This window comes from Flavobacterium sp. NG2 (genome assembly GCF_034119845.1).
GTDB lineage: Bacteria > Bacteroidota > Bacteroidia > Flavobacteriales > Flavobacteriaceae > Flavobacterium.
The window spans coordinates 3,947,802-3,960,938 of record NZ_CP139420.1 but is presented as its reverse complement, the minus strand read 5'-3'; the positions used below and the strand labels follow the sequence as shown (position 1 = coordinate 3,960,938).

Here is a 13,137-nt window from a genome sequence, read left to right as displayed (position 1 = left end):
TGAAAGACAGGTTAAGAAGATTTTTTTAGATTTCATGGTTTTAATACAATTTAAAAAATCCGTGTGAGTCCATTTCTGCTGAGTAACTTGGAATCCAAAGTCTAATCCAGATTTAAATTTAACGGCCTATTTGATAGTATAGAGCAAATTCATCAGTTTTTTAACTGAAGCATTTGCTCTTTTTTTATGAATGTTTTTCTTTTTTTCAAATATCGAGATAGTCCTTAATCATTGAGACGTTATCCTTTAACTAGCTTAAAACAAAGTGAAAACAAGACAAATGTTTGTTGTATTTCAAGATAAAAACTGTCAAAGACACATTAATAACGGACAGCTACAAAGAATTTCTAGTATTTGTTGAATTTAGTACTCAGTTTAAAATAGTGAGTTATAACCACTATTTTTTGCCTAACACCAAGTTAAACAATGAAACAGAAAATTAGATTATTTAGCATAATTCTTTTTGCACTGCTGTGTAGCGGAATGGATGCTATTGCACAATTTTCACCTCAGTTTGATGGTGTCGTGGGGAACTATGAAAGAACATTAGTCGTAAATAATTTTAATGATGGTACAGCTGCCTTGCAAGCTTTAATTGATGATGTTAGTTCACAACCAACAGGTGGAACCATAAAACTTTCTGGAAATATCAAGTTGTCCAATGTTTATTTGAAATCCAATGTTCATATTGATATCGCCAAGGGTTCCATTATCAAAGGGGATGTTGCATTGACTAAAGTGGCCATATTTGAGATAGGAAATTCTGCGACTGCAATACAAAATGTAAAAATTTTTTGTAGCCAAAGTGATCGTACCAAACCGAATGAAGATATAGCTGAAAAATTTGTATTTGACTTAACCGAATTTGGAATGAACGGTAAAGTTAGAGCTATCTTTTTGTCAAATGTGACTAATTTTTGGCTTTCAGATATCTATATTAAAGATGCGCTTACGCAATTCAATGGTATTACCATGAATCCTTATATTCTGCAAACGAGTACGGATAATTCGATTCATCCAGGCTTAAGAGATTATCAAGTAGTAGGCTCTCCTTCAAAAGGTGACGTTCATAATATTTATGGGAAAGACCAGCACTATGGTTATGGGTTGATTCAAATTCAAAGCGCTAGAGACGTAAATTTTGTAAAACTTTCAGGAAATGGTGGTGTGATTCTACGTTTGGAATCAGGTTCTAATATCCAATATGTAGGTACAGATAATGAACAAGAATTCGGAGTTATCAAAGGAATAAAAGCAAGCGATATTAGTCAAACAAATGGTTTTGCTGCGGTAATGTTATCGCCACACGGACGTGTAAACGGTGATGTGTATATGGAAAATATTAAATCGACTTCTTCTGCTTTTGCGGTGGTGATGGCTGCAGGTTTTTTTGATGCCGAATTAAAAGATACTAATGGGAATTTAGTGGATCCTGTAAAATTTAAAAAAGGTAGGTTCTCAGGTCCAGTAGTGATTAAAAACGTTCATGCAATATTTGGTTTAAATGCATATGGGCGATTAGTACAAGAATATAATTACGTTGAAAAATCGGTTCAAGCTCAATATCCGTGGGCAACGCTAACGGTTTCAGCTGAAACTGATAAAGCACGAATCATTCCATCGGCAGCGGCTATTGGACATTTGTCTCTTCCTTCAAAAACGGCAATTCCTGACATCGTTGAAGGTGAATATGTTGCTCAAATTGATGGACCTATTACTAGTAGTGGTTTTCAGCCTTGTCTTACTTCTTATTATAATAATACGGTTTATGAAAATGACAGTAAAAATGTAGATTGTTCCATTCTGTCCGTTCAGAAAAATGAAGTGGAAGAAGTTGAATTGGCCGTGTTTCCTAATCCAGCCAAAGACTTTGTAGCAATTAATTCGAAATATAGAATCAACCATTTAGAGTTGTACAATGTTACAGGGGTTTTAGTCAAATCTTATTCGGAATTTGATAATGAAACCTCAATTCGATTGAATCTAAGTGGGTTGACCAAAGGAGTTTATTTCTTCAAAATATGGACTAATGGAGAGGTTGTTAAAAAGAAATTAATAGTTAATTAAAGTTTATATAAGGGTAAAATAGAAGAGTGGTAGGTTCGATTTTAAGCTTAAATAGAACGCTACTTTTTAAAGAATAAAAAAGAAATATAAAATGAAGTACTACGTAAAAATATCTTGTTTAATCGTATTGTTAATGGTTGTTTTTTTATTGCTAATTACAGGATGTAAAACCAATAAAGAGGCAAATGAGAAGGGTAAATCAAAACCTAATATCATCCTTTTTGTGGCTGATGATCACGGTATGGATGCTTTAGGTTGTTACGGAAACCCCGTGATTCAAACCCCTAATTTAGATAAATTAGCAGCCGAAGGAACTCGATTTACCAATGCGTATTGCACTAGTGCTAGTTGTGCTGCCAGTAGGTCGGTGATTTTATCAGGGAAATATGGTCACGCTACAGGTTCTTATGGTCATGTACACGATTACCATCATTTTAGTACCTATGATGATGTGAAGTCATTGCCTGTTTTATTAGAGGAAAACGGATATTTAACGGCTAGAATTGGTAAGTACCATGTAGCTCCTGAAAAAGTATATCATTTTCAAGAAGAATTAAAGGCTAATCCAAGAAACACCTATGAAATGGCTGAGAAATGTGCTGATGTGTTAAAATCAGACAAACCATTCTTTTTGTATTTCTGTACAGATGATCCACATCGTGAAAAATCAACTGATCCTAGCAGATGGGATGCTCCCAATAGTTTTGGAAACAAACCAGAAGGATTTCCTGGGGTGACCACCAGAGTGTATAACCCTAAAGATGTTTTAGTGCCATCCTTTTTGCCCGATACCCAACAATCTAGAGAAGAAATTGCGCAATATTACCAAAGTATTTCTCGTATTGACCAAGGTTTTGGAAAGTTAATGGATATGTTGAAAGCAACAGGAAAAGATAAAAACACTATTGTATTTTATATTTCGGATAACGGAATGGCTTTTCCAGGCGCAAAAACAACGGTTTATGAACCCGGAATTAAACTACCTTGCATCATCAAAGATCCTTTTAAATCGAAAAAAGGAAATGTAAACAACGCCATGATTTCGTGGGTGGATTTAACACCAACTATTCTTGATATGGCTGGAGTTAACGCCAGAGAAACCAAATTTCATGGTCGTTCTTTCAACGCTATTATTGACCAGCAAAATCCTAAAGGCTGGGATGAGATCAATGCCTCACATACTTTTCACGAAATTACCATGTATTACCCAATGCGCGTAGTGCGCAAAGGAGATTACAAATTGATTTGGAATATCGCTTACCCATTAGAATATCCTTTTGCATCTGATTTATGGGCTTCGTCGACTTGGCAACAAGTGTACAGAGATAAAGTAGATCATTATGGTAAACGTAAAGTTCAGGATTATTTACACCATCCAGAATTTGAATTATTTGATTTGAAAAACGATCCTGATGAGGTAAACAACTTGGCTACCAATAAAAAATATGCTTCTACATTAGAAGCAATGAAAACAAGTTTAAAGGAATTTCAAAAAAATACGAGAGACCCTTGGATTATTATGTGGGATCACGATAGTAGTTTTCAAGGAACAGGTGTGAATTTATAATATTGACTATATATAATTAAGAAGAATGAATCATTTATTTTTAAAATTAATGGCTGTTGGATTGTTGTTTGTATCCGTACAATCATCAGCTAAGGCGGTAATCGAAATCAAACATCAAGCAGGCGATATGACAACTATTGTCAGAAACGCTATTGAGAAGAATACAGATAAGGACCTTAAAATTGTATTCGAAAAAGGAAAATACCTTTTTCTACCTGACTATGCTCAAAACAAATACAGTTACATTACCAATCACGGAAACGGACTTAAGAAAATCATTTTTCTTTTAGAAAATTATGATTCAGTAGAAATTGAAGGCAATGGTGCTGAACTTATTTTTCACGGTCAAGTGGCGCCTTTTCAAATTAAAAATTGCAAAAAAGTAACAGCCAAAAATTTGACTATAGATTGGGATATTCCTTTTTTGTTTCAAGGAGAAGTAACTGCTGTAAACAAAGCCGAGGATTGGATCGAAATAAAACCATTTACAAAGGGGTTTTCGTGGAAATTAGATGGCGAACAAATTTCATTTCCAGATATTGATGGGTTTTCTTTTTTTGAAATGGGCAGTACTTTAGCCTTTGATCCAAAATTAAAACGCGTGGCTCATGGTGCATTTGACCTTAGAAGTCGGCCGCGTAGAGTAGAAAAAAGACCGAATGGAATTTTAAGAATTTATGAAAAATTAAAAAGATACACACCAGAGGTGGGTAATGTTTTAAATTCAAAAGGAGAAAGTGAGCAAAACCGTTACGCTCCTGCTTTTCAAACTATGAATTCGCAAAATATCCTTTTTGAAGGAATTACTATTCATCATGCACTTGGTATGGGTTTTTTGTTTGAAAGATCTGAAGATATTGTCATCTCTAAATGCGGTGTATTTGTTCGTCCCGGTTCTGACAGAGTGGTTTCTACTATTGCCGATGCTACTCATTTTTGCAATTGTAAAGGAGATATTTTGATCGAAAATTGCAAATTCCAACACATGTTGGATGATGGTACCAATGTACACGGAACTTATGTAGAAATCAATAAAATTATAGATACTAAAACAGTTGTTGTTGAGCTAAAACATTTTGAACAATTAGGATTTGAATTTGCAGGAAAAGGAGATGAAATGTGGTTTATCCAACAACCAAGTCCTGATAGAGCATCAGTAAATACAGTAAGTTCAGTAAACACCATCAACGACCGATTTATTCAAATCGCTTTCGAAAATAATTTGCCAACCAACCTTAAAATTGGCGATAATCTTGAAAATAAAACCTGGAATCCCGTTTTTACCATGCGTGATTGTACCATAAACGACCATCGTGCTAGAAATGTGATCATCAAAACGCCATTGAAAATTGTGATTGAAAACAATGATTTTTCTTCTATGATGTCTGCCATTCAGTTGCGTGGGGATAATTATTTTTGGTTCGAATCGGGTGCTGTCAATGATGTAACCATTCGCAACAACCGTTTTGTGCATTGTGCTTATGGTGGTGGTGAAGCTGCTATTTTGTATGTAACCCCACGATTAGGGAAAATTTTTGACGATACGGCCTTATTTGATCGCAACATTCGTTTTGAAAACAACACCATTGAAACTTTTGGAAACCGCATCATTTGGGCAGATAGAGTAGATGGACTGACTATTACAGGAAATAAAATCACAAAAACAAAGGAGGCAAAGGAGCTTTATCCTGAAGCACCACTATTTGATTTAATTAATTGTAACAATGTAGAAATCTCTAAAAACACTTATACTGGGGATGCAAAGAAAACCGTTGTCGCCGATGAAAAATCAAAAAAGAACTTAAAAGTAAAAGGGAATAAAGGGTTTTAAAAACTATTTACTAATGATTTCATCAAGTAATAGACTTATAAATTATTTAATAATACACTATGGAACGTAGAAAGTTTTTTAAAACAGGGGTTAAAGGTGCGATAGCAGCTGGTTTTTTACCTTTGTTCGGAGATATAAATGCCCATCCTATTGAAGAAGGCGAAATCCAATTATTTGATTTAGAAGAATCAGATAAAAAAATTCAAACCCCTACTAAAAGAAAAAAAACGGCTAAGTATGAAGTAGTAGTGGTTGGGGCTGGTATGGCAGGAATTTCGGCCGCTGTTGCTGCCGCCAGAACTGGTGCCAAAACAGTTTTGATACAAGATAGACCAGTGTTGGGTGGGAATGCATCGAGCGAAGTTCGTGTGACTGTTAATGGTGTACAAGGATTACACAACAAGCATAAGGTTGAAAGAGAAACGGGGATTATCGAGGAGATAATGATCGAAAATTTACATTATAATGCGCAAGAATCCTATCATGTTTGGGATCATGTGTTGTATGACTATGTAGTGCGTCAGCCTAATTTGACCTTGATGTTAAGCACACAAGCGACAGATGTGGTGATGGGTGGAGATAAAATTAAAAAAGTAATTTGCTGGCAAATAACCAGCGAAACCGAATATACTATTGAAGGACAGCAATTTATAGATTGTTCGGGAGATGGATTAATGGCTTATATGGCAGGTGCCGAATTCCGTACGGGACGTGAAGGAAAAGCGGAGTTTGGAGAATCATTTGCTCCCGATAAACCTGATAATTGGGTAATGGGGGATTGTATTATGATGAGTACTAAGGACATGGGAAGACCAGTGCCTTTTTATCCACCATCGTATATGTTGCCTTTTGATGCTAAAAAAGCTTTTAAAGACAAGCATCGAAAAATCAATCAATTAAAAGAAGGCTATTGGTGGATTGAAGTAGGTACTGATATTGATATCATTGATTTGCGCGAAGAAAATCGTCATAAATTGATGGGGTATTTTTATGGGGTTTGGAATCATATCAAAAATTCAGGAGATTTTCCAGAAGCAGCCAATATTGCTTTGGATTGGGTTGGCTCTTTGCCAGGTCGCAGAGAATCCCGTCGTTTTATGGGGGATTATATTTTGAACCAAGTCGATTTAGAATCGTATAAACATTTTCCAGATGCTGTAGCTTTTGGAGGTTGGTCTTTGGATGAACATTGTCCTGGTGGAATCGAGAATTTAGATGAACCTGCTAGTTTTTTTCACTCCAATTTTAAACAAATCTATGAAGTTCCTTTTAGGAGTTTGTATTCAAAAAATATTTCAAATTTATTATTTGCAGGGCGAAATGTCAGTGTGACTCATATGGCATTATCATCTACTAGAATCATCAGTACCTGTGCGATGATGGGACAAGCGGTGGGAACAGCAGCGACTATGTGTATCCAAAAAGGGATTAGTCCTCGAAAATTAGGATCAGAATATATTAGTGATTTGCAAGAACAATTATTAAGAGATGATTCGTATTTTCCTAACCATCCAGCCAAAGACGAAAAAGATTGGGCTCGAAAAGCAAGTTTAATCTTTGCTTCTTCAACTAGTTCAGGCGATGCTAAGTTGTTGATTGATGGCGTTGGTAGAGATGAGATCGATAAAATACACCATTGGCAATCCGATGGTTTGAATGCCGAATTACAATTAGAATGGGATAAACCGATTAATATATCAAAGGTAGAAATGAAGTTTGATACTAATTTGCAACGTAAAATCATGATGCATAAAAATCCTGATAAAGCAGCTCAATTAGGTCAAGTGCCAGGGATTCCGCCTGAATTAATCAAAAACTTTAGTGTGGAAGCACGTGTCAAAGGACAATGGATTGAAGTGGCAAAAGTGAACGACAATAAAACGCGTTTAGTAAAAACGCAATTCCCTTCGGTTTCAGCAACGGCTGTTCGTTTGAAATTAAAAGAAACCCATGGGGCCAAAAATGTAAAAATGTTCGAAATTCGCTGTTATTCCTGATAAAAAAAAAATCAACATTTTATGGATAATTACCTACGGAAATCTGCAAAATCAGTGTGCTAAAATTTTTACGCAGATTTTGCAGATTTTTTTTTGATAAAGAAGTTAAGTTGGATAATTCATATCCTAACAGTTTAATTCGTGAATTCGTGGCTTTCATTTTATAATCAAGTTTTATTAGTGATATATAAATGAAAACAGACATCTTTTTTACTATTACATACAACAGTTGCATCTGTTTAAACGTGTTTTGTATCTCTTGACAACGAATAATTCATTAATTCATTTTCAAGAGATCATTAACTAACAACCATTTTAAAATGATAAAAAATATAAGTCTTGCTTTTGTATTAGCAACGAGTTTTATAGCAACTGCTCAAAACTTCGTGACCGAAGGAAATAGCATTCGTGAAATTAAAACCGCCAAGGTTAAAGGGAATAATGTCCTTTATATTTCTGAATTGGACGGTGCCGTATCTTGCTATACTGTCGATGGAAAAAAATTGTGGCGAAATCCAACCCAATCACCAGCAGTGTTATTCGAAATTATTGCTGCAGATATAAATGCTGATGGAAATGAGGATCTTTTGGCCGCTAGTGCTGACGGTCATATTTATGGTTGGGATAGTAACGGAAAACTACTTTGGAAATTCAATCCTAGTCATAAAGTGCGTTTTTCTGAAGTGGCTGTGGTCAAAAATAATGCTAAAATCCAAATATTTGCCGGCGGTAATGATGGTAAATTATACGAACTAAGCAGTACTGGGAAATTAGTTTCTGAAACTCCTATCAAAGGAGTTTTTCGTAAAATTGAGTCGGGAAAATTTATAGATGCAACTAAGGAATCCTTGTTTGTGATGACTTATAGTCATGATAAATTTCGTTGGGAGTTAATGGGATTTATGGATGCTGAAACGAAGAAAGTAATAAAAAACGTTACCATTGATGACAAAAGAATGAAAGAATTAAAAAATGTGATGGTTACGGATATTGCCATTGCCGACATCAATAACGATAAAAAAGACGATGTTTTATTCTTTGCTGATTTGTCTTTCACGCCCTTTATGACTGCATTGGATGCTAATTTTGATGTGTTGATGAAATTTAAAGCAACCAAAAATGAGTCACAAAGATATGCCCATTCTCAAGGGACATTCTTACCAACCAGAAACGAAATTATGTTTCAGCATGGCGGTATTATGTTTGTTTTGGATACCAAAGGGAAATTAATAGACAGTTCAGGTAGTCGTTATGGTGAAATGGTTTATTCGGATTTTGTTTTTGAACCCCAATCCAATCAGTTAATTGCTGCAGGTGAAGTAGACGGAGGAAACGCTGTTTATTTTTACAATACTGCCAAAGACAATTGGTGGAAAACAACACATAAAAAACAAGGTCGAATGCTCGAAGTAGAGCAGAATTTAAACAGTCTTTATGAGCAAATTTTGAAGTTTACCCCTCCAAGCTATCAAAAAAAATCAGACAAAGATTGGGTCATGATTACTTCTAAAGAAATGGATGCTAAAGTTGCGAAGTTGAAAGGACAAGACATTCAATTTGCTATTCAAAAAACACCCAAAGAAGGAACTGATCGTACTCCTATGGTAAAAATTATTGGTGAATCAGCCTTGAAAAAAGATGGTCGTGGGGATTATAAAGACACTAGAGAAGCAATTATTGAAATGGCTCGGAAATATGAAGCCCAAGGACAAGCTTTTACATTTTGGGCAGGACACGGGAATGATCCTTTTTATATTCAAATTGAAACCTTGGAAAAAATATTAGAAGTAGCACCCAAAACCTGTTACGGCTTTGTTTATGCCGAAATGGATAATGTAGATGATCCAAGAGTACAATATTTTGTCAAAGAATATGTGCCTCGATTGGCAACAGCTATTCGTAAAAATAATAGAGCCAAATTGTATTTCAGGTATAAAAATATGTTTTGGGCTGCAACTTCGCATTTGCCATTATGGAAAGACATGTTTTTCTCAGGGAAATACAGTGATATTTTAGTCCCAGCGTCTGAGGATACCAGTAATAGAATCCAAGACCTTAATTTAGCAGGGAGAGTAGGGATGTTTGCAGGGGGTTATGTCAATGACTTTGCGATGCGCTTAATAGATGATAATCCTACTAGTTGGAGACCCTTATCGCCAGGAGGTCAAAACTCAATTTCGCCCTATTTAAGACAAGGAGTCATGATGGCGGCTTATGGAGCGCGTTATGGGGTAGTGGCTGATAATAGTTTTGCAAAAGGGCATGGATTAAACGTTTTGTTTGGCTTGATGAAATCGGGTGTTTTGCCTATTGTAGATAAAGAGAATATTCTATCTATAGGTTCTTGGCACTTGATAAAGGAAGTGGATGAAAAATTGGTCGAATCAGTAGATAATCACCACTCTTTAAAACAGTTTAACAGTGAGGATGAAAATGCTGTTTTTTCAGTAGGGCAGATGCATTGGGCAGGAACGACTGTGCCAGAGTACGATTTTTCAAATGCGGCCTTGGGCGTAAAATACCGTTGGTTGAATTATATGCCTGAAATGCCACACGGGATGGTAGCTGTTGCTCCAATTGAATCTGAAGAATGGGTCAAAAAACAACAAAAACCGTTTTTTGTATCGAATGCTAAAATGGGAATTGTAGGCGATAAAAAAGTGCCAGCAAATTTATTTGGTGAAACCATTAAAACAACGGTTGCAAAAGGAGAAGAAAATTTACCGATAGTGGTCAAAGGAGCTTCTTGGAGTGCTATAAAACTAGATGACAAGCATACCCGTTTGATTGTAGTTGATCCTGGTTATATATCCCCTCAAGAGCGTGAAGCAACGATTATTTTTCAAGGAAAAACACCTATTGAAGTTATTGATATTTTGAGTAAAGAAAAGTTAAAAACAAACGAAAAATCTGTAAGTTTAAAAGTTCCTGCTGGTTCAATGCGTTTTATTGATATTAGTTATTAAAAATTAGTCATGACAAATAAATTTAAAAATTCTCTCGTTTTGTTTTTTTTAGTAGCCATGGCAACTTCTATAAATGCTCAAAAAAAGTCGCCTAATATTGTAGTGATTATGGCAGATGATATTGGTTTGGGTGACATTGGGTATAACCATAAACAACGCACCGGAAAAGATGCGGTAGCACCTACCCCAAATATTGATGCTTTGTTCAAGCAAGGAATGCGTTTTTCTGACGCACATTCACCTGCATCTTTGTGTGCCCCAACACGTTTTTCGATGTTAACTTGAAATTGATTATCAAAGGAAACCCATCGGCCGATATGAGTAAAAACAAAGCGATTGCACTGTATGATTTGAATGATAATCTAAACGAAATTGAATCTAAGAACTTGGTTTCTAATGTAAAGTATTCGGATAAAGTAAAAGAGATGTTGGCGACTTATGAAGGTTTACGTACTACAGGAGCTGCAACAGTGAAAACGACTAATTAAGCACAAGGAATAACTTAGTTAAGAATATTTATTCCTAATAGAATTTGGGAATTTCTTTAAATATTAATATGGAAACACTTGAAAATTTATTTTTTTAAGTGTTTTTTTTTGAATATAACAGAGGTAGGGTAAAAAACAGCATATTAAGGGTAAAATTGAATAAGGTTTGTTGTTGATGTTTGATGTACTTTGTATTTAACATTTTTTTGTGAATATATTTTTATTTGTGTGCACTTTAAATGGGAACGCAAAGAGTGTTGTATTTAGATAATCTTCATAATTAGCATCTTGAATTCAGTAACAGGAAATAGCCTATCTCTTAAAGAGTATAAAGTATTGTTTGATACTTATTATACCTCTTTATGCTTATTTGCAAATAAGTATTTAGGGGATTTGGATTTGTCTAAAGATGTAGTACAGGAAGTTTTTGTAAAGTTATGGCATCATCAAATAGTCCTTGAAAATGAAAATGCCATCAAATCCTATCTTTATACCTGTGTTAAAAATAAAAGTCTTGATTATTTAAAAAGCAAATCCTTTAATTCCTGTCAACAACTAACAGATAAGGAACTACAGTTGTGTGAGTCAGAGCAATTTTTTGAAAAAGAACTGTTATTAGAGGAGGTAGAACGCATGGTAGATATTGCCGTTAATACGCTTCCTTTTAAATGCAAAGAAATTATTCGATTGAGTTTAAAAGGTTTTAAAAACAATCAAATTTCTGAAGAATTATCTATTTCTATCAATACAGTAAAAACACAAAAAAAGATTGCGTATCAAAAATTAAGACCAGTCCTGAAAGTCATGTTTGGCTTTTTGATGGTATTCTTCCTTTGCAAATAGTCTACTAAGGACCATTATTTCTTTTTATTAAAAATATTTTAATTTTTTTTCACCCTATTTCTTTTCTACATCGTCTTAGGTATAAATGATGGTATAACTCCATTGTAATATTTTGGATAACGAATGAAAGTAGTAGATAAAATAGTGTTGTTAGCTCAAAGAATTACCGTTTCAATTTTGAAAGGGGATTCTATTGATAAATCGGATATCAAAAAGTTCTTTGATGAAAAAGATTCGGAGAATATTATAGAGCAACTCACCAATAGAAAAACTAGAAAAAAAAGAAATGAACTTTACAAGCTTGTCGATCAATCCAAAAAAGAAAACTGGCAAGCTTTAAAAGAAATAATAGAACCTGATTCGGAACCAATTGATTTTAGATTTTGGTCACTGATAGCTGCTGGGATTGTTTTGTTCTTAGGGATTTCCTTTGTTTATACCAAGGCAGACAAGTTTGTGGTTAAAAACAATAGTGAATTAGTTAGTAATAATGAGATTATTCTAAAATCATCCGATGGAACGCTAAATGTGATAAAGCTGGGGAAGACCCAAAGCATTGTGGACACTAATGGCAAGCTGATTGCCAACCAGAATGGGATGGAACTCAATTTCAGTATGCCCAATTCGATAAGAAGTAAAACAACTGCTGTTTCTTATACCGAATTGACTATTCCATACGGTAAAAAAATGAAGCTCATACTTTCAGAAGGTACGGTAGTGCATTTGAATTCGGGCTCAACAATAAAATTCCCAATACATTTTGCAGCGAATGGAAACCGAAAAGTATTCTTAATAGGAGAGGCTTTTTTTGATGTAACCAAAGATAAAAAACACCCTTTTATTGTTAATGCGTCCAATTTAGACATTAGAGTTTTAGGAACTAAGTTTAATGTTTCTGCCTACTCAGAGGATAAGGCTATTAATACCGTATTAGTAGAAGGGGCCGTTAATTTATATGATTCTAAAAAGAAATATGATAGTAAAACCGCTGTCCTATTGACTCCAGGTAATAAAGCTTGTTGGGATAAATCACAAAAAAGTAGTGTAATCGAACAAGTGGATACTGCATTATACGCTTCATGGATTGAAGGTAAGATGGTTTTTGAACATATGCCTTTTAAAAATATTATAAAAAAACTAGAGCGCCATTACAATGTTACTATAGTAAATAATAATCAAAGATTAGCTGAGGAGACTTTTACGGCTAGTTTTGATATTGAAACCATTGAACAAGTGCTTAATACATTTAATAAAAGTTATCCAATAAAATATACGACTACTAAAGATAAAATTATTATAAACTAAATACTAACTATTAAAATTAACCAACTAAAATGAATTAAAACCAAACTCCCTCCGTACAAACACTTTTAAATTA

The 13,137-nt window shown here is 34.5% G+C and carries 9 protein-coding genes; all 9 read left to right on the top strand.

Annotation, left to right across the window (positions count from 1 at the left end; translation table 11 throughout):
* Positions 1–426: 426 nt before the first annotated feature.
* A complete protein-coding gene (locus tag SLW70_RS15890) occupies positions 427–2,067 on the top strand; it encodes a T9SS type A sorting domain-containing protein (RefSeq protein ID WP_320889637.1) in 1,641 nt (546 codons plus the stop codon).
* Positions 2,068–2,158: 91 nt separating this feature from the next.
* Positions 2,159–3,634: a sulfatase gene (locus tag SLW70_RS15885; RefSeq protein WP_320889636.1), complete on the top strand. Its 1,476-nt coding sequence runs from the start codon at positions 2,159–2,161 to the stop codon at positions 3,632–3,634.
* Positions 3,635–3,659: 25 nt separating this feature from the next.
* Positions 3,660–5,465, top strand: a complete 1,806-nt coding sequence (locus SLW70_RS15880) for a right-handed parallel beta-helix repeat-containing protein (RefSeq protein ID WP_320889635.1) — start codon at positions 3,660–3,662, stop codon at positions 5,463–5,465.
* Positions 5,466–5,524: 59 nt separating this feature from the next.
* On the top strand, positions 5,525–7,462 hold the full coding sequence (locus tag SLW70_RS15875) for an FAD-dependent oxidoreductase (RefSeq protein WP_320889634.1): 1,938 nt from the start codon (positions 5,525–5,527) through the stop codon (positions 7,460–7,462).
* Positions 7,463–7,782: 320 nt separating this feature from the next.
* Entirely contained in the window at positions 7,783–10,428 is a 2,646-nt protein-coding gene (locus SLW70_RS15870) for a PQQ-binding-like beta-propeller repeat protein (protein ID WP_320889633.1), read from the top strand.
* 9 nt (positions 10,429–10,437) lie between these two features.
* Entirely contained in the window at positions 10,438–10,713 is a 276-nt protein-coding gene (locus tag SLW70_RS15865; RefSeq protein ID WP_320889632.1) for a sulfatase-like hydrolase/transferase, read from the top strand.
* 2 nt (positions 10,714–10,715) lie between these two features.
* Positions 10,716–10,916 (top strand): hypothetical protein, encoded by a 201-nt coding sequence (locus tag SLW70_RS15860; protein ID WP_320889631.1) that lies wholly within the window; start codon positions 10,716–10,718, stop codon positions 10,914–10,916.
* A 288-nt stretch (positions 10,917–11,204) separates the two neighbouring features.
* The gene (locus SLW70_RS15855; protein ID WP_320889630.1) at positions 11,205–11,759 is read left to right on the top strand and encodes an RNA polymerase sigma-70 factor; all 555 of its coding nucleotides are present in this window, start codon (positions 11,205–11,207) and stop codon (positions 11,757–11,759) included.
* A gap of 123 nt (positions 11,760–11,882) precedes the next feature.
* Positions 11,883–13,064, top strand: a complete 1,182-nt coding sequence (locus SLW70_RS15850) for a FecR family protein (protein ID WP_320889629.1) — start codon at positions 11,883–11,885, stop codon at positions 13,062–13,064.
* Positions 13,065–13,137 lie beyond the last annotated feature (73 nt).

Bases quoted from the DNA above. Each gene is read 5' to 3' on its own strand.
- SLW70_RS15890 (WP_320889637.1), top strand. From the start codon at position 427: ATGAAACAGAAAATTAGATTATTTAGCATAATTCTTTTTGCACTGCTG.
- SLW70_RS15885 (WP_320889636.1), top strand. From the start codon at position 2,159: ATGAAGTACTACGTAAAAATATCTTGTTTAATCGTATTGTTAATGGTT.
- SLW70_RS15880 (WP_320889635.1), top strand. From the start codon at position 3,660: ATGAATCATTTATTTTTAAAATTAATGGCTGTTGGATTGTTGTTTGTA.
- SLW70_RS15875 (WP_320889634.1), top strand. From the start codon at position 5,525: ATGGAACGTAGAAAGTTTTTTAAAACAGGGGTTAAAGGTGCGATAGCA.
- SLW70_RS15870 (WP_320889633.1), top strand. From the start codon at position 7,783: ATGATAAAAAATATAAGTCTTGCTTTTGTATTAGCAACGAGTTTTATA.
- SLW70_RS15865 (WP_320889632.1), top strand. From the start codon at position 10,438: ATGACAAATAAATTTAAAAATTCTCTCGTTTTGTTTTTTTTAGTAGCC.
- SLW70_RS15850 (WP_320889629.1), top strand. From the start codon at position 11,883: ATGAAAGTAGTAGATAAAATAGTGTTGTTAGCTCAAAGAATTACCGTT.